This is a genomic window from Nitrospira sp. SG-bin1 (genome assembly GCA_002083365.1).
Classification (GTDB): domain Bacteria; phylum Nitrospirota; class Nitrospiria; order Nitrospirales; family Nitrospiraceae; genus Nitrospira_D.
The window spans coordinates 86,753-109,223 of record LVWS01000047.1 but is presented as its reverse complement, the minus strand read 5'-3'; the positions used below and the strand labels follow the sequence as shown (position 1 = coordinate 109,223).

Annotated in this window: 23 protein-coding genes and 1 pseudogene; 19 read left to right on the top strand and 5 right to left on the bottom strand. The window is 56.4% G+C overall.

Going from position 1 to position 22,471, the window contains the following annotated elements; all coding sequences use genetic code 11:
- Positions 1 to 538: 538 nt before the first annotated feature.
- The gene (locus tag A4E19_11195; protein OQW30112.1) at positions 539 to 787 is read left to right on the top strand and encodes a hypothetical protein; all 249 of its coding nucleotides are present in this window, start codon (positions 539 to 541) and stop codon (positions 785 to 787) included.
- Positions 788 to 1,031: 244 nt separating this feature from the next.
- Positions 1,032 to 1,829: a methyltransferase gene (locus A4E19_11190; GenBank protein ID OQW30111.1), complete on the top strand. Its 798-nt coding sequence runs from the start codon at positions 1,032 to 1,034 to the stop codon at positions 1,827 to 1,829.
- A gap of 723 nt (positions 1,830 to 2,552) precedes the next feature.
- Here A4E19_11190 and A4E19_11185 read toward each other — a convergent pair.
- Complete coding sequence (locus A4E19_11185) at positions 2,553 to 3,146, bottom strand: hypothetical protein (GenBank protein ID OQW30110.1); 594 nt, start codon at positions 3,144 to 3,146, stop codon at positions 2,553 to 2,555.
- 425 nt (positions 3,147 to 3,571) lie between these two features.
- Here A4E19_11185 and A4E19_11180 point away from each other — a divergent pair, with 425 nt between their 5' ends.
- From A4E19_11180 to A4E19_11125, 12 genes and pseudogenes are all read left to right on the top strand, one after another.
- Positions 3,572 to 4,024, top strand: a complete 453-nt coding sequence (locus A4E19_11180; GenBank protein ID OQW30109.1) for a phage tail protein — start codon at positions 3,572 to 3,574, stop codon at positions 4,022 to 4,024.
- A gap of 31 nt (positions 4,025 to 4,055) precedes the next feature.
- The gene (locus A4E19_11175) at positions 4,056 to 4,508 is read left to right on the top strand and encodes a hypothetical protein (GenBank protein OQW30108.1); all 453 of its coding nucleotides are present in this window, start codon (positions 4,056 to 4,058) and stop codon (positions 4,506 to 4,508) included.
- A gap of 258 nt (positions 4,509 to 4,766) precedes the next feature.
- Positions 4,767 to 5,000 carry a hypothetical protein gene (locus tag A4E19_11170; protein ID OQW30107.1) on the top strand — a complete coding sequence of 78 codons (234 nt, stop codon included), beginning with the start codon at positions 4,767 to 4,769 and terminating at the stop codon, positions 4,998 to 5,000.
- Between the two features lie 288 nt (positions 5,001 to 5,288).
- Positions 5,289 to 6,611: a B12-binding domain-containing radical SAM protein gene (locus A4E19_11165; GenBank protein OQW30106.1), complete on the top strand. Its 1,323-nt coding sequence runs from the start codon at positions 5,289 to 5,291 to the stop codon at positions 6,609 to 6,611.
- Between the two features lie 249 nt (positions 6,612 to 6,860).
- On the top strand, positions 6,861 to 7,235 hold the full coding sequence (locus tag A4E19_11160) for a hypothetical protein (protein OQW30105.1): 375 nt from the start codon (positions 6,861 to 6,863) through the stop codon (positions 7,233 to 7,235).
- Between the two features lie 314 nt (positions 7,236 to 7,549).
- Positions 7,550 to 8,017, top strand: coding sequence for a hypothetical protein (locus A4E19_11155; protein ID OQW30104.1), 468 nt, complete (start codon positions 7,550 to 7,552; stop codon positions 8,015 to 8,017).
- 569 nt (positions 8,018 to 8,586) lie between these two features.
- A complete protein-coding gene (locus A4E19_11150; GenBank protein ID OQW30103.1) occupies positions 8,587 to 9,258 on the top strand; it encodes a hypothetical protein in 672 nt (223 codons plus the stop codon).
- 323 nt (positions 9,259 to 9,581) lie between these two features.
- Positions 9,582 to 10,094: a hypothetical protein gene (locus A4E19_11145; GenBank protein OQW30102.1), complete on the top strand. Its 513-nt coding sequence runs from the start codon at positions 9,582 to 9,584 to the stop codon at positions 10,092 to 10,094.
- Between the two features lie 9 nt (positions 10,095 to 10,103).
- Positions 10,104 to 10,604 carry a hypothetical protein gene (locus A4E19_11140; protein OQW30101.1) on the top strand — a complete coding sequence of 167 codons (501 nt, stop codon included), beginning with the start codon at positions 10,104 to 10,106 and terminating at the stop codon, positions 10,602 to 10,604.
- Positions 10,605 to 10,812: 208 nt separating this feature from the next.
- On the top strand, positions 10,813 to 10,998 hold the full coding sequence (locus A4E19_11135; protein ID OQW30100.1) for a hypothetical protein: 186 nt from the start codon (positions 10,813 to 10,815) through the stop codon (positions 10,996 to 10,998).
- A 97-nt stretch (positions 10,999 to 11,095) separates the two neighbouring features.
- Positions 11,096 to 11,887: pseudogene (locus A4E19_11130) on the top strand (hypothetical protein).
- Between the two features lie 711 nt (positions 11,888 to 12,598).
- Entirely contained in the window at positions 12,599 to 12,934 is a 336-nt protein-coding gene (locus A4E19_11125) for an HNH endonuclease (GenBank protein OQW30099.1), read from the top strand.
- A gap of 78 nt (positions 12,935 to 13,012) precedes the next feature.
- Here the strand turns inward: A4E19_11125 and A4E19_11120 are convergent, their stop codons facing one another.
- Positions 13,013 to 14,131: a hypothetical protein gene (locus tag A4E19_11120; GenBank protein ID OQW30098.1), complete on the bottom strand. Its 1,119-nt coding sequence runs from the start codon at positions 14,129 to 14,131 to the stop codon at positions 13,013 to 13,015.
- Positions 14,132 to 14,272: 141 nt separating this feature from the next.
- Between A4E19_11120 and A4E19_11115 the strand changes: the two genes are divergently transcribed.
- A complete protein-coding gene (locus tag A4E19_11115; GenBank protein ID OQW30097.1) occupies positions 14,273 to 15,106 on the top strand; it encodes a hypothetical protein in 834 nt (277 codons plus the stop codon).
- Here the strand turns inward: A4E19_11115 and A4E19_11110 are convergent.
- Entirely contained in the window at positions 15,081 to 16,574 is a 1,494-nt protein-coding gene (locus A4E19_11110) for a hypothetical protein (GenBank protein ID OQW30096.1), read from the bottom strand. The two genes, A4E19_11115 and A4E19_11110, sit on opposite strands and share 26 nt — an antisense overlap.
- A 144-nt stretch (positions 16,575 to 16,718) precedes the next feature.
- Here A4E19_11110 and A4E19_11105 point away from each other — a divergent pair, with 144 nt between their 5' ends.
- Both A4E19_11105 and A4E19_11100 read left to right on the top strand, forming a co-directional pair.
- Positions 16,719 to 17,897 (top strand): alanine--glyoxylate aminotransferase, encoded by a 1,179-nt coding sequence (locus A4E19_11105; GenBank protein ID OQW30095.1) that lies wholly within the window; start codon positions 16,719 to 16,721, stop codon positions 17,895 to 17,897.
- A gap of 24 nt (positions 17,898 to 17,921) precedes the next feature.
- On the top strand, positions 17,922 to 19,106 hold the full coding sequence (locus tag A4E19_11100; protein OQW30094.1) for a hypothetical protein: 1,185 nt from the start codon (positions 17,922 to 17,924) through the stop codon (positions 19,104 to 19,106).
- Between the two features lie 14 nt (positions 19,107 to 19,120).
- Here A4E19_11100 and A4E19_11095 read toward each other — a convergent pair whose 3' ends face one another.
- A complete protein-coding gene (locus tag A4E19_11095) occupies positions 19,121 to 19,759 on the bottom strand; it encodes a hypothetical protein (protein ID OQW30093.1) in 639 nt (212 codons plus the stop codon).
- Between the two features lie 189 nt (positions 19,760 to 19,948).
- Between A4E19_11095 and A4E19_11090 the strand changes: the two genes are divergently transcribed.
- Together A4E19_11090 and A4E19_11085 are read left to right on the top strand one after the other, a co-directional pair.
- On the top strand, positions 19,949 to 21,214 hold the full coding sequence (locus tag A4E19_11090) for an MFS transporter (GenBank protein OQW30092.1): 1,266 nt from the start codon (positions 19,949 to 19,951) through the stop codon (positions 21,212 to 21,214).
- 31 nt (positions 21,215 to 21,245) lie between these two features.
- A complete protein-coding gene (locus A4E19_11085; protein ID OQW30091.1) occupies positions 21,246 to 21,938 on the top strand; it encodes a hypothetical protein in 693 nt (230 codons plus the stop codon).
- Between the two features lie 29 nt (positions 21,939 to 21,967).
- On the opposite strand, the gene A4E19_11080 is transcribed toward A4E19_11085, so the two are convergent.
- Entirely contained in the window at positions 21,968 to 22,192 is a 225-nt protein-coding gene (locus A4E19_11080) for a hypothetical protein (protein OQW30090.1), read from the bottom strand.
- Positions 22,193 to 22,471: the final 279 nt, after the last annotated feature.

The window sequence follows — 22,471 nt, the reverse complement described above, 5'->3', positions numbered from 1 at the left end:
TTTGAAGTGTCCACGAAAGTGGGGGCATCACAGGAACAGTTTCCAGCATGCTAATAATTGGGGTCAGATCTTGCTTCTTGTATGACGTAACAATCAAGCACTGGTCTGAGTTCAATGCTTTGAGCCAATGCAGGATAGGTCTTGTTCTCCAGCAGCCGCCACACCCTCCGCCCCCTCCCCGCGCTGCAGCACCTGATTGCCTCTGGCCCCGCCCATTCATTATTCTCTCCAATGTGCGGAGCATTTGCTCAATCCGCACTATGCCCCACCATCGGAGGCTGGGATGGGACCACCTGGGCGGGGGAAATAGGGCCAGGCTACTTTTCTGATGACTTCGCGGGCCGACTCGCCTCAAGATAATAGTGGGGTCGTTGCTTGACTTTGCCCCCCAGCAGCCGTCACGCTCTCCCTGTCCTAAGTTAGCCGAGCGGCGGCCGTCTCTCCCCTCGCGCACTCTTGCAGAGGATTACCTACCCCGCAATAGACCCGCCAAATCATTACCAGTAGAATGTCCTCCCTTATATCCAAGGACGGATCGATGATTGGAACTGAGGGACGCTTGTTAATATTTAAGGGATTCTGGATGCTGGGAATCCTTCTTGGTATTTATGCCTGGATCAAGAAGAGCTGGTGGATTCTTGTATTTGCGATTGCGTTCCTTACAGGAGTCTTCTACTACCTTTCCACACTCAAATGCTTACGTTGCGGATATCCCGTTTGGCGGGTCATGATATTTCGAAACATGCTGCCTGCCAAATGCCCAGAATGCCGAGCCGCTTACGAATGAGCGATGTCAGTCTACAAAGCGGCCTCAAGGATCTGAGAGTCTTTCAGGAGATAAAGAACCAAGGGGAATAGTTGTGGAAAACAATGAGGTCGGAAGTCTTTTTGTGACAACCAGCAGCCACCATGCCCTCCGCCCCTCCTCGCGCGGCAGCACCTGATTGCCTCTGGCCCTGCCCATTCATTATTCTCTCCAATGTGTGGATCAGTTGCTCACTCCTCACTGTGCCCCACCATCGGAGGTTGGGATGATACCACCTGAGTACGTCTTTCATCGCGTTGAAGATCAGCGGGAATTGCAACGGCTCCGGACGATCGAACAGGTGTTCGATTCTGCAAGCCGTCGTCGTTTGTCGGCCACCGGATTGCAGGCCGGTTGGTCTTGCCTGGAAGTGGGGCCAGGTGCCGGATCGATCCTCCGTTGGCTCAGCGAGGTAGTGGAGCCGACTGGACGAGTGGACGCGGTGGATCTCTCCACAAAGTTTCTGGGTGGCCATATCCTCTCCAACGTGACGGTACACGAAGGCGATATTCGAACGCTGCCTATCCCCGATTCCACCTTCGACCTCGTGCATGCCCGCTACGTGCTGATCCATGTCCCCGATGTCGACGTCGCTTTATCGCGGATGCTGGCGGTCGTAAAACCTGGTGGATGGCTCGTCCTGGAGGAGCCGGATTTTTCTGGCGCCCGTGGCGTGATCGGCACCACTACGCAACTCGCCGCCGTCCAACGCGTCAATCTGGCGATTACGGTGATGTACGACCAGCTCAAGATGGATTACCAACTGGGTCTGAAACTGCCGGCCCTCTTGCAACAGAAAGGATTGACCTCGTTGACGGTCGAGCATGACGCCCCCCTCTCCCCTGGCCGATCCGGTATGGCGACGATCATGGGCATGTCGGCCCTGCAATTGCGCGAGAAATATCTCGCCACCGGTGTGGTGACTGAGCAGGATCTCGATCTCTACGGCCGTTTCGCCGACGATCCGGAGTCCTGGGCCATCTATTATGCGACGGTGGCGGTGACCGCGCAGAAACCTCGATGAGCAGAAGACAAGGGACACGCTATTCTTCTGACGGCTTCACGGGTTGCCCTCGCCGCACGCCACCAGCTGCCACCGTGCCTTCCGGCCTCGCCTCTTTCCGCACGACTGCGAACTCCCTCGCGGTTCTCTCCCATGGACCCGCCAGACTTGAACACGTAGAATAGGCAGGCGACTACCCCCTGACGAAGCAGACCCATCATGTTAGAACTTCGGCCAACCTGTGAGCATTGCAACAAGCCGTTACCTCCCGCGTCACCGGAGGCACGCATCTGCTCCTATGAGTGCACCTTTTGCGCCGCATGCGTTGCAGACGTGCTGCACAATGTCTGTCCTAACTGTGGCGGCGGGTTTGTGCCTAGACCAATCAGACCGTCAAAGAATTGGAAAGGCAATAACTACCTCGGCAACGACCCGGCGAGTACCACCGTGAAACACAGGCCGGTTGATCCCACCGAACATCTGACATTCGTAGCCACCCTCAAAACAATCCCGCCTGAAAAGCGATAGCCTGTCTCAGCAGGATGGAGCCCAGATCTTGTCATCTAACACCCTGAATAAAAGGGGTCGGGAATCTTTATTTTGGCAGCCTAGACAGGACAGAACTAGCCCTCCGACACCCCCAGCAGATTCCTATGCCCTCCAAGCGCTATTTCTCATTGCCCTGACCTCGCACAAGGGAGGCCATCGAAGGGCGGCCGCAGTTCTCCGCGAACGATACCGCAGCTAGTTCGGCTTGTTGTACGTCGGCGGGACCCACGGATAGAGGCGAGGAATCCACAGGGTCAGGGCTGTGGCCACAGCAAGCGCACCGATCGCGCCGACGATGAATTGAGCCCAGGTACTGGGCCTCATGGCTCCGAGCGACACAATCAGCAGCAGCATAGGAATGTCTAAGAAATGCGTAAAGGTTGGCACGTGTTCTTGCCGGGCGCGGGTGAGCTCCGGTGTGACAGCTCCCTGAGCCAGCGCCTCGTTCGTCAGGCGACGGAGCCGCATGAAGTACAGTCGAGTGACCGTGTTCCCTTCGATGAATTCAAACGCGAAGAGGAAGATCATGCCTGCAAGCCAGGGTTGCTGCATGAATCCCCACCCACCCCAGACCTCTGCGGTCATCCATGCGCCTGACGCAAGAAGGAGTATGGCGCCGGGCACCACGACCCCATCGTAGAAGACGGCGATGTTGCGCACCGCCTCGGCGAACAGCGTGAGGTCGAGCATTTTCCGCGAGCGCAGATCCGAAATCCATACGCCGATCAGTCCTGCTCCAATCAGCATCAAGCCAACCAAATGGGCGAACCGCATGACTGAATAGGTCATAGCCTCCTTCCCTACTGTTCAGATCTGGAGTATGGGCTTGTTCAGATCAGAAGGAAAGCCGGAAGACTGGTCAGCGCCACGCCCTCCGACCGCAGTTCACCACACATCTTCCCCGCAGCGTTTCTCGTTGACTGACGGCCGTAACTTTAGGACCATGGTTGCCTAACATAGAATCCTATTCATTTCCTTCACCCTCGTGGCAACATGAGGAATTGGCCCTACCAAACTTACTCAAGAAAGCAGCACACATTCCTACACCCCTTTACCAAGACTATTCCTCAGATTTCCGGTTCGTCCTGTTGATTTTCCATTGCACTCGGCGTAGGAAGTAGCGCCAAGTGAGTGCAGGCCACTCATTCGGTCTTTCGATCCCAACTCGCCATGATGTTTATGAACGCGAAACCCTGAAGGCAGAGGAGATCCGTATGGCTATTTTGCGCGAGCGTCCCTATGGCCAGTTCAACTTTCTGGTCGACCTTGGCGACGGAAACACCGAAGGGCCGCAGGCCGGCTTCCAAGAGGTGAGCAGCATCGGCATGGAAGCCATGGTGATCGAGTACCGCAACGGCAATTCCAAGGAAAACTCTGTGATGAAGCTGACGGGCTTGAACCGGGTCAGCGATGTCACGCTGAAACGAGGGATCATCGGCTCGCTGAATCTCTATGCCTGGCTTGACCAGATCCGCAACGGCGACCAGAACGCCCTGCGAACCGTGACCATTCAACTTCAGAACGAAGATCACAGTGCCGTGGTCCAAACCTGGAAGCTCTTGAGGGCACGGATTATCAAGCATACCAGCGGTCCGCTCAACGCAAAGGGGACCGACGTCGCCATGGAAGAAATGGTGTTAGCCTACGAGCGCCTGGAAATGGAGTAAGTCCCCGTTTGTTTGGAGCGAAGACATCATCATGGCCGTGATATACGAACGCCCCTACAAGAACTCGAATTTCCTCGTTGATTTCGGACGTGGAGACAGCGGTGCTCCGCTTGCAGGCTTTGCCGAGGTGATCTTCCCGGATTTCGTCGTCGGCCATCCTGAAGAACCTCAGCGCCCTGGAATAGTTCCTCATCCTGCCGAACGAGCTGAAGTCACGTCTGCCAATCGACTTGTCCTCAAGCGAGGCGTCATGGGGTCTCTGGATCTCTATGCCTGGTGGGATGAGGCTCGTAAAGGACAAGCCCCTCGAAAGCGTACCGTGAAGGTTGAACTTCTGGGGGAGGATCAGTCGACTGTAGTGCTGACCTGGCGTTTCGACAATGTTCGTCCGGTGAGTCTTTCCTACTCGCCCTTGCGTGCCATGGACGGTGGCATCCTCATGGAAACCCTTATCTTGGAGTTTGACAGGATGGAGATGTTGTGAAGAATTTGATCGATGAAGATAGTGGGGCGGATCTTGAATCGTGCCTGAATCAGAAGTGAGCGTTCGGTCTTTGCCTCCGACGCCTCCAGTCAACGCCATACCTTCCGCACCCCGCCTTGTCCGTGGCGAGCCTTGTCGAACAGAGCCCGTCGAACGCCTCTCCCCTCACTTTCCGCCTCACGCACTCTTCCCCATGCAACCGGGCAGGCCGTGATCATGAGATTGACATGCCCCGCGGATGTGCCTTAGCTTTCGGGCATGAGTGATCTGAAAGCTGAATCCCTTTCGTTTGATGTGTTCGGCCGCATGATGCAAGCGAAACGAATCGATGGCCGCTGGCAGCTGTTCCTGGTCGGCGCCGAAGGGAAGAAACGGCCCGTGCCGGATGTCTCCGTGCCGCCTCACCTCTCCGCGGAAGAACTCCTCACCTTTCTCGACGACCTGTACCACGAATTCGCATCTCCCTCCCATCCGTCCGTGCGCCGCTGTTGATCTGGGCTCAAGCCACCATGAAAGCAGTTGAGTGATAGATCTTGCCTCCGGCACTCAACAGACGCCACGGTCTCCGGCCCTCATTTTTGATGTAATGGCTCCCTTTGGTGCCTGAGATACCTCATCTGAAGAACTCCGCTATCAACCCACACAATACTAGGTTATCTACTAGTCCTCAGAGATTAAGAAAAGGATTCCAATCCTTCCACTTACATGGGCGGGCAGATTTATAGACATTTTATGCATTCGTCCTTCGGTTGACATCTACTACGGAACAAGGAGGCCGGCATGAACAAACTCTTGATTGTTCAGCCAACCTACTATCGGAGCAAGTCGGATTTCTCCCTCTATAAAACCAAGAATCGCACTCTCACCGGCCTTACCCTTCCCTATCTTGCCGCCCTGACACCCCGCGATTGGACCGTTGAATTGGTCGACGAACAGTTGATGGACATCGACTTTCATGCCTCGGTGGACTTGGTGGCCATTACCGCTTGGACGATCAATTCCTTCCGTGCCTACGATATCGCGCATAAGTTCAGAGACAGGGGTATTCCGGTGATCATGGGCGGTCCCCACACCTTTTTCCATAGCGACGAAGCGGCCGAGCATTGTGATGCCGTCGGGATCGGCGAGGGCGAAGACATTTGGCCGATCATGTTGCGCGACGCCGCGGCAGGAAAACTCCAAAAGGTCTATCGCGCGAGTGCCCCACATGACCTCAAAGGATTGCCTGTGCCACGATATGAGCTGATGAACGAGAACAGTTTTCGGTGGGCGCGAACTTATTCCGTCCAATCCTCCAGAGGATGTCCGTTCAAGTGCGATTTCTGTTCGGAGCGGTTCTATATGGGCACACGCTATCGGTTTCGTCCTGTTCAGGAGATCGTCGACGAGATCCGACACATCAAGGCCAAAAACGTCTTTTTCGCCGATAGTATGTTCGCCGGGAAAAAAGACCACTCGATGGAGCTTATGGAAGCGTTGATTCCCCTGAAGATACGCTGGGTCACCCTCTGGACCGCGTATCTCTGCAAGGATCAGGAATTCATGGACCTGGCCAAAAGGAGCGGGTTGCTTCATGTGAACATGGGCATGGAAAGCATCAGTCGCGAGGTCTTGGCGGCCATGAACAAGAAGTTCAATAAGGTGGACCAGTATGAGGAGATCATCTCCAACCTGCGCAGGCGGGGCATTAGCTACTCCATGAATTTTGTGTTTGGCTATGACGGGGAAACGCTGAAAAACCTTGAGGCCACGCTGGCGTTCGTCGAACGGCACAAAGTCCCGGTCGCCTACTTCTATACGCTCAGTCCGCATAAGGGGACGCCGCTGTATGACCGGCTGCAAGCAGAAGGCCGCCTCATCGACGAGACGCAACTGGATCGATGGCCCGGCAGCCACTGCGAAATCAAGCCGACGTATTGTTCGGCATCGGAACTCGAGGAACGTGTCAGGACGATGTACGATCGCTTTTACAGTCCGTGGTCCATGGTAAGACGGCTTCCGCTCCCCGTGACCAAGGCACACATCGCATCGTGGGTCATGAACTTTTCACAGCGCAGAATGTCTCGGTGGGATCGCCCCGTAAAAAACCACGACTGGATCTAGCTGACCAAGAAGCTACAAGCAAGCAGCTACAAGAAGGTGGGCCTAAGGCCCTCCGATACCTCCACCAGGCAACGCGGATTCACTCCCTATTCCTCTGACGATTCTGTCATGAGCCAATCGAAAATGTATGCCCTACCGCCCCGGTCCTTCTATCTACGAGGCCATAGACGCGCCCGCTTTAAACCCGTAGAATGCCCCGGATTCTTCACCGTCGAGCCTCTATCCCCTTCACCCAGGATGACATAGCCAATGAGAATCACTGAATTTGCTTTTATCATTTATCCATCCACTGATCAGGCACGGTCTCAGGCTTTCTATGAGGGAATTCTCGGCCTCACCCCCACAACATCCCTCGCGATCACGGACGGATTCTGGGTCGAGTACGAGATCGGCCCGCACACGCTGGCCATTGGGAAGGAACCATTCCTGAAGCCGTCAGGCGACGGTCCCCATCTTGCCTTGGAAGTGGACGATTTCGACCAGATGATCGAGCATCTCCGTCGACACCGCGTCTCATTCGCTCACGAGCCGTTCGATTTGCCAGGGTGCCGAGCAGCAATTGTAGTAGACCCCGACGGCAACAAAATCGGCATTCATCAACGAAACCAACGATCAGGTCAATAAAACAGACCGCGCATCAGGCTTCATTTCTGAGCAGAGCCAGGGAAGAGAAACGGTAACAGAGGCGATAAGAAACAAGATACGTTGCGGTAAACCCTTCTGCCTCAACAAACGCCACGTTCTCCGGCCACTGTTTAGGGTTAGCCTACCCTGCGATGCCATGCTCGGAGGAAAAACCAATGGACGTGTGCAGATCCCCTCGATTGTTACTTCTCTCACCTCGCCAAAGCAGCTCGAATCGGACGCCTTGCGTTCGAGTCTATCCGAGTTATACGTTACCATGAGAACAAGCTGAACCCTGACGGAGGAATACATCGATGAAGACAACGATCTTTGTCGCCTCGCTGCTCTGTTGCGCCGCGATCATTTCGGCAAGTCATGCCGAGGAAATCGGGAGTGTCGACACGGAATTCAAATTATTGGGGCCCGATCACAAAATCGTCGTTGAAGCGTTCGACGACCCAAAGATCGAAGGCATCACCTGTTATCTGAGTCGATCCAAAAAAGGGGGCCTGAAAGGGATGGTCGGCTTGGCCGAGGAAACCTCCGATGCCTCACTGGCCTGCCGTCAAGTTGGTCCAATTCGCATTGTGGGTGAGCCAAAAGACGGGGAAAAGGTGTTCAGTGAAAGCCGATCCCTGATTTTCAAGAAGCTTCAAGTAGTCCGATTTTTCGACCAGAAACGCCAGACCTACATTTATCTCGCCTATAGCGATCGATTGATCGAAGGCTCGCCACACAATGCCATTTCCACCGTGCCGATCCAATCCTGGTCAAGTCGATAAGGGCCAGGAGACAACGACACAGGGCTAAAAAAGGAGGTGAAAGTCTACTCCAAACGCTTTACTCGCGTTCATGCGACACGAGCCGCGATAGTCCCTCTTCTATCCTCGTACCATAATCCTCAAATAAATGCTCCTGACTCCCTTTAGGGTTGACAAACTATTGACGGTGCGAACCCGTCCGCTTTGTCAATTTTTTGATGATGGTCTACCACGTGTAACTACGTAATTCCTAAGTCATTGAAATACTGAGCAGCGATAAATTGGTGCAGCTCTTGCTTATGCTCGTTCCCAGCTGTGAACACCATCACCCTAGGAGGAATCGATGGAATGTCCGAAGTGTAAGGGAATGATGCTGTTGGAGCGGTTCTCGGATTTCTTTCTCGTCTTTTATGCCTGGAAATGCCTCAATTGCGGGGCCATTATCGACCGCACGATTTCCAACAACCGCAGAAAGAGCCTGGCGGCCAGAGAATCCCAGACCGTGGCCGCACGCTAAGAATGTGTCTCCCCCAAAGGGGTCGGGAGTCTTTTCTTGACACAACCAGCGCACGCCCGCTACAAGACTTCCTATGCCCCGTCGTCCACGTCTTGCCGCTGGCCACCTTGCCTACCATATTCTGAACCGTCGGGTGGGCCGGCTCCCCTTGTTTGAGACACCCACTGACTACGCCGGTTTTGAAAAGATCCTGACCGAGGCCCACGCCAATGCTCGCATCCGCATCGTTGCCTATTGCCTCATGCCCACTCACTGGCATTTGCTGCTCTGGCCACGCCGGGACGGAGAACTCTCCGAGATCCTCCGGTGGATCACTGTCACCCATACGCAACGTTGGCATGCCCACCATGGGACAGCTGGGACGGGCCCGGTCTATCAGGGCCGCTTCAGATCCTTTCCCGTTCAGACGGATGAGCATTTCCTGACGGTTGCACGGTATGTGGAACGCAATGCCTTGCGAGCAAAGCTGGTCAGACAGGCGGAAAACTGGCGATGGTGCAGCTTGTGGCGACGAACACAGGGCGGCACGAAACTGACCACTTGGCTTAGCGATTGGCCGGTCGATCGACCGCGCAACTGGCTTACATACGTGAATCGTTCGCACAGTTCCTCTGAGATCGAGGCGCTCCGACTCAGCGTGCAACGAGGCCGCCCGTTCGGCGATGACGCGTGGGTGACACGCATGGCCAAGCGGTTCGGGATGGAATCGACGTTGCGCCCTCGGGGACGCCCGAAAGGCTCTTGACTCCCTTCTGTGGTTCATCCACGACGGGGCGTGCGGTCGATTCAACGGAAGAGCACTCTTGGTGTGGGATGGTACCGCTGTAGTCATGATTATCGACTCGGTCTTGTTGAGACCGCGCTCTCCTTGCCGTAAGGCCTTGGTTATGGTGTTCGCGAGAAGTTCTATCCCGCCTCGCCGCTCTTGCCTCTCCCCATGCCTCTTCACTTCAAATCCATAGACCCCGCCGGATCCGACAAAGTAGAATGAATTATTCTCTGTGTTTCTGCCGAGCGCTGATCCAATGCTCTCTTGTTGCGATTGGTCGTGGTGAAAGGATGATGTCGATGTCGCGTTGTGTCTTTGCACTAGTTTTGGTTATGGCCTGCGCGTCGGCTGCGGAACCAGAGTCCGTGGTTGCCGCACAGCCCCTTGAGGAGGCGGAATTCGCGTATGAGCGTGGCGACTATACACAAGCAGCCCGTCTCTTCAGCCCCCTGGCGGAGCAAGGCGTGGCATCGGCCCAGTTCTATCTGGGCTTGATGTATGAAAAGGGACGAGGCGTCCGTCAGGACCACTCCACCGCACTGACGTGGTTTCGCAAGGCGGCGGCACAGGGTTATGCCGGCCCGCAGAATAATCTGGGTCTGATCTATGAAAGGGGACGAGGCACCCGGAAAGATCTCATTCGCGCGCTGATGTGGTATACCATCGCTGCCGCCATGCTGAATGGCGACGACAGGAAGACCGCCATGAAGCGTGCGGACCATCTGACCTCACAAATGGCCCCCTCGCAGATCGAGCAGGCGCAAGAGTTGGTGCGGCGTTGTCAGCAGTCACAGTTTAAAGAGTGCGACTAGGAATGCGCTATGCGCCGGGCAATCGGCATCGGCCTTTTTTTCTCTGTCCTCCTTCTCATTCTCACGTCCTGTGGAGACTCCGGTTATCAAATCCGTCACCCTCAGGGATATGGCGAGATGCCCCCCGGAGGAACGTGGGTAGCGGTCGATAGTGCCTACCAATCCCCATCCAGGGAAATGGTGTACTACGATCCCAAGACAATTCGCCGAGACGGCGATCGCGTGACGCTGTGGCAGTTGACAGACTATAAAGTGATGCAAGGGAATGCGCCGTTTGGGATGTTTATGATGAGCCCGCACCGATTTTTCTCGGCAAAAACGCACAAGGAGTTCGACTGCGCACACAACCGTGTTCGGCTCTTAGCCTCTTCGGAGTATTCCCAGCATATGGGCACCGGAGCTCGCAATGCGGTATTGGTCGAACAAGGCGATGGGCGACCGGTGGAACCAGGTAGCATCAATCAGGCGCTCCGAGACGTGGCCTGTGGAGCAACCACACTTCCCGGTTGAGCCTCTCCCTATTCCTTCCCGGCATACGCGTGCAATTCGTTAGCCCTCAAAAGGCCTCACTTCCGCTCGTATCTTGTTGGGCGCGGCGACGCGCTCCCCAATGAGATAGTTGTACTTAGGCATCCATTCCGGTCTAGCCATTGTCCGTGGCAGCGGCCTACAATTCCCGGGTTCGCACCTAGGAGAGGCGACCACAAGGAGGCCATGCATGAATATGCGTTGGTTCAATTGGGTTGGATTACTGATGTTGATATTCGGTGCCGTGATTTCGGAGGCGGTCTTTTTGGCCGCCTCGATCGAATTCAATTTCCTATGGTACATCGCATTCGCCTACGTGGTTGTGGCAGCCGCGTTATTTTTGTGGGAAGGTTCAGCTCCAGCGAAGCCCGAATGACTTTGCGCTTTCGTTACATGAAGCATGACGATCTTGTGTAGGAGCGAACCCATGTGCACAGGCGTCATCGTGCCGTTTCTCATCAGCAGGTAATCACATGGCTCAAGCGGTCTTGCTCAAAGACTTGCTCTTCAATAAAACCAAAGTTGAACAGATCGCGGCTGAATTACATGGCGCGCATCGGTCTTTTCATGCCGAGACATTCGTTCGCGATGCAATCAAGAAGTTTCCCGAGCTTGAACTCAAAGCTCGCATTGCGTGGATTGCAGAATGTCTAAGGCTCCACCTTCCGAGTAACTATCGTCAGGCGGTTCATATTCTTCTTCGTTCGCTCCCGGCACCCAATGATCCCACTCTCTCCGACAACGATTTCGGCGATTTTATCTACGCGTCATACGCGGAATATGTGGCCAGAAACGGCTGCAGCAAGAGAGACTTGCGCGTGTCACTCCACGCGCTCCGCGAACTCACCATGCGCTTTTCCGTCGAGGACGCCATACGCTGCTTCATCAACGCGTTTCCCGACGAAACATTGCGTGTGCTGTCCAAATGGAGCAGAGACCGGCACTATCATGTCCGCAGGCTCTGCAGCGAAGGTACGCGCCCGAAACTGCCATGGTCAAAGTCCATCGCCATCCCCATCACCGCTCCGATCCCCCTCCTTGACACCCTCTTCTCCGACCGGACACGTTTCGTCACTCGCTCGGTGGCCAATCACATCAACGATATTTCTAAACTTGCTCCTGACCTTGCGCTCCAGACTCTTGAACGTTGGAAACGATCCAGGCGACAAACGCCGGAGGAAATGGACTTTATCATCAGCCATGCCCTACGCACGCTCATCAAGGGCGGCCACCCTCGAGCCATGCGGCTCTTGGGTGTCTCACCTAAGCCCGATGTGCGCGTCTCGGACTTCATCGTACCCGAAACCGTCCACATGAATACCGCCCTCGAGTTTTCATTTACCCTTTGCGCTGGGGAGGCGGCACACCTTATCGCCGACTACGTCTTGTATTTTCAGAACCACGTGGGGCGGCTCAACGGCCGGAAGGTCTTCAAGCTCAAGAAGTTCCTGCTGCCCAAGGCCGAGCGCATGACTCTCACAAAACGTCACCTGCTGCGCGAGCATATGACGACGCGAAAACTCTTTCGCGGGCGCCACGAGGTGGAGATCCAAATCAATGGGTGTTCGTACGGCAGGAAATCGTTTTGGATTGTATAAAAAGTCGCCCTTCGCCGTGTGTACGATTGCGAAAGGGAAAAGCACGGTGTCCGGGACTCCCTGGTTGAGGAACAGCATGCGGCCTTATTGTCCCTCACTACAAGGAGACAGGCATTCATGGAGGCCCGCGGAAAATGATGGTTACCGATATGCCGTATGACCTACGGCAGAGTGGGGTCCACGATGCGCATGACGAGGTTTGGTAGTGCTCCCGGCGAGCTTAACGGAAGAACCGTACAGTAATTGAGCGCGACGAAGGATCAAAGGGCGTTACACCTGATTGCGTTCTCGGTCCATATTCCCGTGTGTGGCATGCTTTAGTCCAAAACCTGGTGTACAATAAGCACGTGCTGAGTCGCCGACCTCGTGGAGGCTCTCATGGCACGGAAGACCGCCCATCCTGACAAGCAGTCCTATCGAGCCCTTGCCCTCAAACTCTTTCCATGGATCTGCGCGCACTGCGGACGCGAGTTTGACGGCAAGAAACTGAATCAGCTCACGGTCCATCATAAGGACCACAACCATGATAACAATCCGCTCGATGGCAGCAACTGGGAATTGCTCTGTCTCTACTGCCACGACAACGAGCATCAGCGGCATCTGCTAGTGGACCAGTCCGATGAGGCGCCACGGAGGCTGGAACAAGAACGGCCCTCAACTTTCACTCCTTTCGCCCAGCTGGCGGATTTGCTCAAACGCAAAGACGTAGCTTAATGAGACCGTTTTGGGCTTCCTGATGCATTGCTTGACCATTGCTTGACCCACGAACACCGATCTATCTTCAGAAAAGGTTTAGGGCCGACCCGGCGTGGCGATTCCTATGGGAACCTGTGGAAGCACTGAGAAGGTAGCTGGGATTGTTGGCGTCAACGCACCCCCCGCTCCGATCCTATAGCCTCGGACTTCATTCATGCCGCTATTCGCCACATACAAAAACTGGCCTGTAGGATCTATGGTAATGCCGATCGGGGTCGTGCCTGCCCCGGTACTTGTATTAGGGTTCAGCAGCGTGAGCTGACCGCCGCTGCCGACAGTGAATGCGGCGACCTCGTTCGTGGCGGTATTCGTGGCATACAAAAAAGATCCATTCGGTGAGATGGCCACCCTCTGCGGACCTTCGCCACCAGTCCCTGTCGGAAAACTCGCTTGCGGAACAGCTGGGGTTAAAGCTCCCCCGCCTCCAATGGCAAAAGCCGCGACGCGGTCCGTTCCCTGATACGCCACAAACAGAAACGCGCCATCGGGAGATATCGCCAATCCCTCGGGAGCGGATCCAGCACCAGTCGAAACTGTGCCTAATGAGGTGAGAGCCCCGCCCGCACCGATTGTAAAGGCGGAAATCGTGTTACTTCCGGAATTCGCCACATAGAGGAATTGCCCGTTCGGTGCAACCACAATCCCTCTCGCCAAGGTCCCACCTGTCCCGATAGTGCCTTGAGCAGTCGCGGTCAAAACACCTCCCGCCCCGATTGAGAATCCCGCGACGGTATTTGTGGCACTGTTCGCCACATAGAGGAACTGCCGATTCGGTGTGACGGTGATCCCGCGCGGAGACGGATTGGTCCCCGGGACAGCCGTTGGCGTTCCGATGGATGTCAACACTCCGGTTGTTCCGTTGACGGTGAAACCCGATATCGTGTGATTACCTTGGTTCGATGCGTAGAGGAGCTGGCCATTTGACGAAACCGTCAGCCACTCCGGGTTATTCGTTCCAAACGTCGCGGGATTGGTCGCACTTAACGCCCCTCCGGCTCCGATTGTGAATCCCGAGATGGTATTGGAACCGTCGTTGGCCGTATACAGGACAGCCGATGTTCCTTGAAAGCCTCCCTCTCCTCCGCCGCCTTCAGGACAACCGGCCGACAACAGCACCAATGGCAACGCGAGCCATGACAACGATCGTGTGTTCATAGGACGTCCTTTTGTTCGTCTCCGATGTGAGTGATCTGTTCCTCCTATAGCACGAGAAAATACGTACACCAATGAAAATGAATTTTTTTGTTGGACTCTGTCGCTTCTCACTGGCACACTGCGTGCCGACCCACACGGAAGTTGATTGCCTTGCATCATTCACTCACCATTCTCGGATCGGGCTACACCGCCAAGTTTCTCCTGCCTCTCGCGCGGCACCGCTACCCTCATGTCTTCGCCAGCAGTCGAGATCCCGACCGACATCTCACACATCTGCGTATGGACCAACGGGTACGATTCGACCTGGCACGGTTTGAGACATGGCAGGCGATTCCGCCGTCAACCGACATCCTATGGTGTTTTCCCGCCGTCCCGATCGAGTTGGTGCGGCAATTCGCCGATGTCGCATCGTTACGAACCCGCCGGCTGGTAGTGCTCGGCAGTACCTCAGCCTATGACATCGGCATCGCTGCCGAATACCCTCCACCATGGGTCGATGAAACCGCGGCGATTGATCTGACAAAACCACGGGTACAAGGCGAAGAACTCTTGCGAAGCACGTATGGAGCCATTGTCTTGCGAGTGGCGGGAATCTACGGACCAGGTCGCGATCCTGCCGAGTGGATCAAAGCAGGCCGCGTGAACCGTTCACCCAAGTATGTCAACTTCATTCATGTTGACGATCTGGCTTCATCCTGCCTTGCGGCGCTGGCACATGCCGGCCCCGGAACGGTCTACAACATCAGCGATGGAAGCCCAAAAACTTGGAGGGAGATCTGTGCGGTGGTTGAGCAACGATGGGGCATTCGATCCTTCGACTCTCAGGAGCCCGCCACTGTCGGAAAGCGGATCAGGAACGAGCGGTTGTGCGAGTTGCTGAAATCGGATGGGACAAGCCTGCGTTACGAGGATCTCTTCGAGGGGCTTGAGCTGATACAGCGGAACACGGTCAACGAAGCAGCGCCATCACCGTGAGGCTCACGAGCAAGTTGTTCACGGCGTGGGCGGCCATACCGGGAATCAAACTCCCCGTCCGTTCGTAGATCCACGCCCAGAGGAATCCGCTCCAAAAGACGCTCAGAAAACCAATCAAGCTATAGCCGTGCGCAAGAGCAAACAGACTGGTGCTGATCGCCGCGGCAGGCAGGAACGCGAAGCGGCGGCGAAGCATCGCGAAGAGCAACCCACGAAACGCCAGTTCCTCGAAAAAGGGGGCAAAGACGACATATTCCAGCATACTCACGGCTGTCGCCGACGGACCTCCCCACACGAGATCTTGATCAAACCATTCCGTCCAATGATTGGTAAGATTCAGGTACTCGGCGGCCCGCCCTATCACCCATTCACCCCACAGACCGGCTGCGACAACCGCGAGGATCGTGCCGGTCAGGCGTCCCACATGCTCTCGTTTGATCTTGAGACCGAAGCCGTTCTGGAACGTCAGACCGGCCGGCTTAAGCAGTTGGACATAGGCGAGGATCAACAGCGGGACATAGGCCAAGGGAATGGTCACTGCGCGCAACGCCCCTTGCCCAAAGGATGGAGTCGACAAAATCCCTACGGTCATGACCACTCCCAAGGCACCGCCCCGGAGGAGAATCGCGGCGGCTGTTTCTCCGGACCATGGAGGGGGAACACCGGGTATGTGGAGACGGAAGATGTCGATCCGCTGACCCTGCAGCCTCAACATGCCCCACAACATCACCGAACCAATCACCAAACTCACCATCTCGAAGGCGATCAATGGGCGAATCCATTGCTGAGTCCGATCAGCGCTGTGTAGACGTTGATCTTCGATCGTCGCCAAGAGATCCTGATGGCCCGCACGCTGTGCCAACCGTCCGGCAAGATGACTATAGAACCATCCCCTAGGCAGCGCCTCCGCCAGTATGGCCTGCAGTTCCGCTTCTCCCGGCCGATCCAGCGGCTGAGGGCCATAAGCCGCTTCGATCAGTTGCCCAAAGAGCAACGCGGACGTACCACCGTTTTGCCACCCCTTGGCTTCGACGAGTGCCGCTGCTTCCTGTCCGGACTCCCCGAGGAGAATGGCCAGCCGAAGCTTGGAGTGGGGATCATCGGTTGTTTCTATCAGTTCCCGGTACCACTGGATGGCTTCCCGCCTGGTTTCCGCATCGCTGCCCAACGTCCAATCAGTCAACCATCGTTGCCATTCCGGCACATGGCGAAGACTGTCTTGCACATCCAACGTGCGGCCGACCATCAGTTCAAGCGCGTGATCCGGGTCCTCAAATCGCTGGAGCTTGGGGAGCGTCGCCGAAAACCACAGCACCGCCCCGAGCGCGGCGATCAGAACGCCGGCGCATACCCCGCTGACAATGAGAGACCATCGAGAGCTATAGGGCGCTATCGATTTGGGGACTGCAGGCTGGTCGCACCGTGGGAGGTCCGGTACTTGTTCGATCACAAGGGTCTGTTCACTCATGAGGGGCTGACTATACCATGGGGCACCACCTCACCAAATCCCCTCAAAGTGGCTAGGAAGCACGCCTACCCGGAGTTTCTCACATAGCCTTACCCATCGGACTTGGCTATACTAACCGCGCGACATTTCAGGAGCCCTGTAGTGATGGAGAATTTTGTCGCCCCACGACGATTGCTCTTGGGGCCAGGTCCTAGCCTCGTGCATCCCCGGGTCCTGCAAGCCCTGGCGACTCCGCTTGTCGGGCATCTGGATCCGATATTCTTGGGAGTGATGACCGATATTCAAACCCTTTTGCGCCGCGTCTTCTCAACAACCAATCAATTGACGATCGCCGTCTCCGGGACCGGATCAGCCGGGTTGGAAGCGGCAGTCGTCAACGTTGTTGAACCAGGGGATGCCGTTGTGGTGGGTGTCAATGGTGTCTTCGGCACTCGAGTCGCCACAGTGGTGGAGCGCTGCGGAGGCAAGGCCATTCGGCTGGAAGTACCATGGGGGCAAGTGATCGAACCGGATATGATTGCCTCGGCACTTCGGCAATCGAGTCCCGTGAAGGCTGTGGTGCTGGTGCATGCTGAAACATCGACCGGGGCGTGGCAACCCCTCGAACCGATCGGCCTCCTGTGCCGTCAGTACAACGCCCTGTTGATCGTCGATGCGGTCACCTCGCTCGGTGGAATCCCAGTTGAAGTCGATCAATGGGGTATCGATGTGTGCTACAGCGCCACGCAAAAATGCCTCAGTTGTCCGCCCGGCTTGGCTCCCTTGACTGTAAGCGCGCGCGCGCTGTCCGTCATCAAAAACCGCCGCACTCCCTGCCAAAGCTGGTATCTTGACCTTTCCCTCATCGCGGATTATTGGGCGGAGCACAACCGTGCCTACCACCATACGGCGCCGATTTCGATGGTCTATGCCCTTCGGGAAGCGCTACGTCTCATCGAGGAAGAGGGGCTTCCGGCACGATTTTCCCGCCATCAACTGAATAGCCGCGCGCTGCTCGCAGGACTGATGGCGCTTGGTCTGGACCCGTTGCCTCCCCCTGATCGACGGCTTCCGACGCTGATCTGCGTCACCATACCAATACACATCGATGAGGCAGCCGTGCGTTCTCAATTGCTGCAGAGGTTCGGTATCGAAATCGGCGGAGGCCTTAGCCTGCTCAAGGGAAAGGTCTGGAGAATCGGGCTGATGGGAGAATCATCGACCGAGGCGAACGTGCTGACTCTGCTGAACGCGATGGAGGAAATCGGCATTCGCAGCGGATGGGTGTCCACTCCCGGGGCCGCGCTGCAAGCGGCGGCGCATATCTATAGCGTGGGGCGGTAGGTTGTGACGATTGCGGTTCATCACGTGCGGCTCATCGATGGGACCGGAGCGGTTCAGGACCGTGCGACGCTCCTCGTGCGCGGCTCAAAGATCGTGGCGGTCGGCCCGAGCGATGAGGTTCGAATTCCCAAAGGGGCAGCCCGTATCGACGGCCGTGGCCTTTCGATGATCCCGGGACTCATCGACTGTCACGTCCATCTGTGCTTGGGCGGAGAGGCGGATGTCGTCAGCACGCTGGAATCAGAACAGCCGTCCTATACGTTGCTGAAGTCGGCCACCCATGCGAAGGCTACGATTGACGCCGGATTTACCACGGTGCGCGACGTGGGTTCGCGGGATCATTCGATCTTCACGCTGAAACAGGCCGTCGAATCGGGTTTGATGCCAGGGCCACGCATTATCGGCGCTGGTCTCGCCATCTGCATGGTCGGCGGGCATGCGAGATTTATCGGCAAGGAAGTGGAAGGCGTTGATCAGGTCAGGCGGGTTGTGGCGGAGCAAGTCTCCGCCGGAGCCGGAGTCATCAAGGTCATAGCCTCAGGCGGAGTGCTGACGCCCGGCACCTCGCCGGATGAGGCCCAAATGACGATGGAGGAGTTGGCGGCCGCGGTCGATGCGGCACAACAAGCCGGGAAACGAGTCGCCGCCCATGCCCATGGCGCTGCCGGCATGAAGAACGCGATCAACGCCGGCGTGCGATCGATCGAACATGCGACCTTGTTGGATGATGAGTCTGGAGCGCTCATGAAGCGCCACGGCGTCTATATGGTGCCGACTCTTTCCGCTCTCGCAACGACCGCGGCTTGCCGACCCGGCTGCGGCATCCCGGAAAGCGCCTTGGCAAAAGCCAAATCCATGACCAAGCGTCATCAGGCCAGCTTCAAAGCCGCCCATCGGAGCGGCATCGCCATCGCCATGGGAACCGATGCCGGAACTCCGTTCAATTACCATGGGGACAATGCGCAAGAGCTTGAGCGGATGGTCGCGTTGGGCATGACGCCGATGGAAGCCATTGTCGCCTCGACCGCCACGGCGGCTCGGCTCATCGGGATTCAGGATTTAGTCGGCACATTGGCCAAAGGGATGGAAGCCGATCTGGTGATTGTGAAAGGAAACCCGCTCAAACGGATCGATGTGCTGCGAGACCGAGACAAGATCATGGGCGTGATGAAGGCCGGCAAGTTCGTGTCGGGACCGCTCGCAAGCTAGCATCACTCCGCCCATCATTTGCGTTCATAGAATAACTCCAGCGCCGAAGCTAGGCCGTGGATCCTACCTTTGTGAAACTGCTCTTCCAAGCGAGAACGAAGTGAGCGGATTCCTCCTTCATCGCTTCGCTTGGCGAGTCCCTGAGACACCAGCATTTCCGTGGCGACCTCAAGAAGTCGCCGTTTCCGCTGCTCCATGTCGTCCGTCACGAACTCGCCCATGATTTCAGACGCCCGCACCGCCACGACTGATTCCAGGAACGAATCGTACCCCTGCTCAGCTACAATCCGCTCTCGGACAATGGCAAGCTCCGCCTTCACTCGTGTTACATCTTTTATTAAGATCGCGAACAATTCTTTCCGGCCTTCATCGAACAGCTTCTGTTCGAGGTCGTTGAGAATGATCCCAGGATCGATCGCCGCGGCTCGCGGCTCATCTCCCCAGGACAACCGATCGTAGCTTCGTCGTTTTTCAGGATCACCGACGATCTCATAGGCGACGTTGATCGCTCGAATTCGCTCTTCGGCCTCCGTCTTATGAGGGTTCCGGTCGGGATGGTGCTCGAATACCAGCTTCCGATAGGCTTTCTTGATGTCCTCATCGGATGCTTCTCGAGAGACGCCTAAAATTCTGTAGTAATCTATCCGCGCCATGAAATTGGACTATAGCATGCAGCGTTGGCCGCTTCACCTTGACAGTGGAGGAGACCCCACCTTAGCCTTGCGCCTTATGTCGCCATTGGTTATTGGTCATTCGACATCAGCGACTCACTCGGTTCTCAGTCCTCATTGCTCAATACAACGCACTGAATTACAGCGGGATCCCGGTAGCGAGGTTTGTCGGTGACGGCACAGTCGTGGTGGAGCGGCGTTACAAAATATCAATGGTTGGTGCTTTTCGTGGCCTGGCTGGGCTGGGTGTTCGATGCTATGGACGCGACGATTTATGCCATCGTCTTGCATCCGGCCTTGCACGATTTGTTGCATACCGTGAGCGGCCCGCCGACCACCGAGCAGATCGGCTGGTACGGCGGCATCATCTTTTCCATCTTTCTGATCGGCTGGGCGATCGGCGGCATTACGTTCGGGATCCTGGCCGATCGATTCGGCAGGACGAAGGTCCTCATTGCCACCATCATCATTTACGCGGTCTTCACCGGCGCCGCGGCCCTAGCAGAGACCTGGTGGCACCTGGCCCTATCCAGATTCCTGACTGCGCTCGGTATCGGCGGTGAATGGGCGGCAGGCGCGGCAATCGTGGCAGAAACGTGGCCCGAAGACAAGCGTGCAAAAGCCGCGGGCATGCTCCAGTCGGCATGGGCCGTGGGATTTTTTCTGGCCGCCACGATGAATCTCACGTTGAGAGATACTTATGGCTGGCGAGGCTTATTTGTAATCGGGATCCTTCCCGCCTTCGTCGCCCTGCTTGTCCGCTGGTGGGTCAAAGAACCGGACCGCTGGACCCATGCGCATGAGCAGCAAGCCGCTCCCCTCACGGCGATCTTCAAGGGCGATTTACGACGAGCCACGGTGGTCGGCTCCGCGCTGGCGTTTGTTGCCGTGTTCGGCCTCTGGGGTTCGACGAATTGGGCTCCGACGCTCATCCGTGAGTTGCCGGACTTGAAAGGGCAAGAGCCCGCCTCCCTCTCCAAGTACGTGAGCTACGCCATCATGGCGCTGAACGCCGGGGCGATCTTCGGCTACCTTGGCTTCGGTCCCCTGGCCGATCGTTTCGGACGGAGGCCGGTCTTCGCCTTCATGTGTCTGGGCAGTTTCATCATGTTGCCGGTCACGTATCTGATCCCTTCGAGCTACGCCGGCGTCTTGATGCTCTTGCCGATCTTAGGATTCTTTAACAACGGCATCTTCAGCGGGTTTCCGATCTATCTGCCCGAACTGTATCCCACGAGCTTACGGGCGACAGGCGCCGGCTTTTGTTTCAACGCGGGACGCGTCCTGGCATCGGCTTCCCCTTTTCTGACCGGCTGGCTGGTGGCGACATTGGGCACGTTTGGGCGTGCCGCCAGCACCGTCGCCCTCATCTATCTCCTCGGACTCATTGTGCTTTTATTTGCTCCGGAGACGAAGGGGCAACGTCTGCCTGACTAGCTCTTGACTTGTGGGAGGCCGGGCTTATCTGATGATCATGGATACGACACGGACTCCACGAATTCTGACACACGATGAGCGAAAAGCCGCCGACGCTGCTTTTTCCGGTCGACCGTTTAACCCCGCATGGTCCGAATCAGCCAAAAGAGTCTATGACGGTCTCGTCCAGGTACTTCCCCTTCAGGTGGATGAACCGGTTGTGATAACAACTCAGAACACGTCTGACAATGCCACGCCGATCGAAACGGCCACGACGTTACCGGTCACGGAAGAACCGAAACTCGAAAATCCAACGTATTCGGACAAGACGCCGGAGGTCCGGGCCGACGCCCCGGCCAACCAGTTGATCACGAATCGCCAACAGGCGATTCAAGCCGGATTCCTGATCGATGTGTCGACGGATGCGCAAAAACTCGGCCTGACCTTTCCCGTCACGGTGACAAAGCCCCTCTGGGAAGTCGGAATCGCACCCGCTGAGTCGATGTCGGAAGAAGAGAAGGCTGAGCGGTTGCGGGATGTGTTGATGGCCTTTCGGTTGCGCATCGCCAGCCAGGCCACGCTTTCGCCGCTGATCGACTTTCCGGCCATGTTGGCTCTGCCCCCCGGTGGCGTGCCGCAACCGGTGCCGTTGTTCGCGTTGATTCAGCCGGACGAACAGAACCGCGCGGTGGCGACCTTGCTACTGCCCAACGAAGTCTCGGCCTCAATCATTCCGATGAACTGAGCGATTTTTCGCTTCTACCTCATCAGATTTTATCGAATCTTGTCGACAACGAAGACTGGATCGAGGCTGTTTGTCTCTGCATGATGGTGTAACACCAGTCTTGCCTTCGTTCGAAACCACGCATTCTTGTCGTTCCAATCATCACAATATCTGCCAGGTCGATATTCCTCTGTGATCCAATCCTCTAACGTGAAAACGGGATACCCCTCTCTGTCCGCGAGCTTCACGCATTCCCTGAGTTGGATGCGCGCCATGGTTGATCTCCTGTCTGACAAAGTACTAGCGGCTGTCCGACAGCGTCAAGCCGGCCATAGGTTCGTCTGCAGGCAGTCGGGGGAGAAAAACATTCTGCTTGCCGGAGAAAGACTTGGGTTGAGAATCACACAAACTTATGATGTGTTGATGGCCTTTCGACTGCGCATCACCAGCCAGACCACGCTCTCGTTGTTGATCGACTGTCCGGCCATGCTCGCCCTACCGCCAGGCGGCGTGCCGCAACCGGTGCCGCTATTCGCGTTGATTCAACCGTGCGA

Excerpts from the sequence above, each read along its gene's own strand:
- A4E19_11140 (OQW30101.1), top strand. The coding sequence starts at position 10,104 with ATGCGCCGGGCAATCGGCATCGGCCTTTTTTTCTCTGTCCTCCTTCTC.
- A4E19_11085 (OQW30091.1), top strand. The coding sequence starts at position 21,246 with ATGATCATGGATACGACACGGACTCCACGAATTCTGACACACGATGAG.
- A4E19_11165 (OQW30106.1), top strand. The coding sequence starts at position 5,289 with ATGAACAAACTCTTGATTGTTCAGCCAACCTACTATCGGAGCAAGTCG.
- A4E19_11180 (OQW30109.1), top strand. The coding sequence starts at position 3,572 with ATGGCTATTTTGCGCGAGCGTCCCTATGGCCAGTTCAACTTTCTGGTC.
- A4E19_11120 (OQW30098.1), bottom strand. The coding sequence starts at position 14,131 with ATGAACACACGATCGTTGTCATGGCTCGCGTTGCCATTGGTGCTGTTG.
- A4E19_11135 (OQW30100.1), top strand. The coding sequence starts at position 10,813 with ATGAATATGCGTTGGTTCAATTGGGTTGGATTACTGATGTTGATATTC.
- A4E19_11185 (OQW30110.1), bottom strand. The coding sequence starts at position 3,146 with ATGACCTATTCAGTCATGCGGTTCGCCCATTTGGTTGGCTTGATGCTG.
- A4E19_11145 (OQW30102.1), top strand. The coding sequence starts at position 9,582 with ATGTCGCGTTGTGTCTTTGCACTAGTTTTGGTTATGGCCTGCGCGTCG.
- A4E19_11095 (OQW30093.1), bottom strand. The coding sequence starts at position 19,759 with ATGGCGCGGATAGATTACTACAGAATTTTAGGCGTCTCTCGAGAAGCA.
- A4E19_11105 (OQW30095.1), top strand. The coding sequence starts at position 16,719 with ATGGAGAATTTTGTCGCCCCACGACGATTGCTCTTGGGGCCAGGTCCT.
- A4E19_11155 (OQW30104.1), top strand. The coding sequence starts at position 7,550 with ATGAAGACAACGATCTTTGTCGCCTCGCTGCTCTGTTGCGCCGCGATC.
- A4E19_11110 (OQW30096.1), bottom strand. The coding sequence starts at position 16,574 with ATGAGTGAACAGACCCTTGTGATCGAACAAGTACCGGACCTCCCACGG.
- A4E19_11190 (OQW30111.1), top strand. The coding sequence starts at position 1,032 with ATGATACCACCTGAGTACGTCTTTCATCGCGTTGAAGATCAGCGGGAA.
- A4E19_11195 (OQW30112.1), top strand. The coding sequence starts at position 539 with ATGATTGGAACTGAGGGACGCTTGTTAATATTTAAGGGATTCTGGATG.
- A4E19_11170 (OQW30107.1), top strand. The coding sequence starts at position 4,767 with ATGAGTGATCTGAAAGCTGAATCCCTTTCGTTTGATGTGTTCGGCCGC.
- A4E19_11160 (OQW30105.1), top strand. The coding sequence starts at position 6,861 with ATGAGAATCACTGAATTTGCTTTTATCATTTATCCATCCACTGATCAG.
- A4E19_11150 (OQW30103.1), top strand. The coding sequence starts at position 8,587 with ATGCCCCGTCGTCCACGTCTTGCCGCTGGCCACCTTGCCTACCATATT.
- A4E19_11125 (OQW30099.1), top strand. The coding sequence starts at position 12,599 with ATGGCACGGAAGACCGCCCATCCTGACAAGCAGTCCTATCGAGCCCTT.
- A4E19_11175 (OQW30108.1), top strand. The coding sequence starts at position 4,056 with ATGGCCGTGATATACGAACGCCCCTACAAGAACTCGAATTTCCTCGTT.
- A4E19_11080 (OQW30090.1), bottom strand. The coding sequence starts at position 22,192 with ATGGCGCGCATCCAACTCAGGGAATGCGTGAAGCTCGCGGACAGAGAG.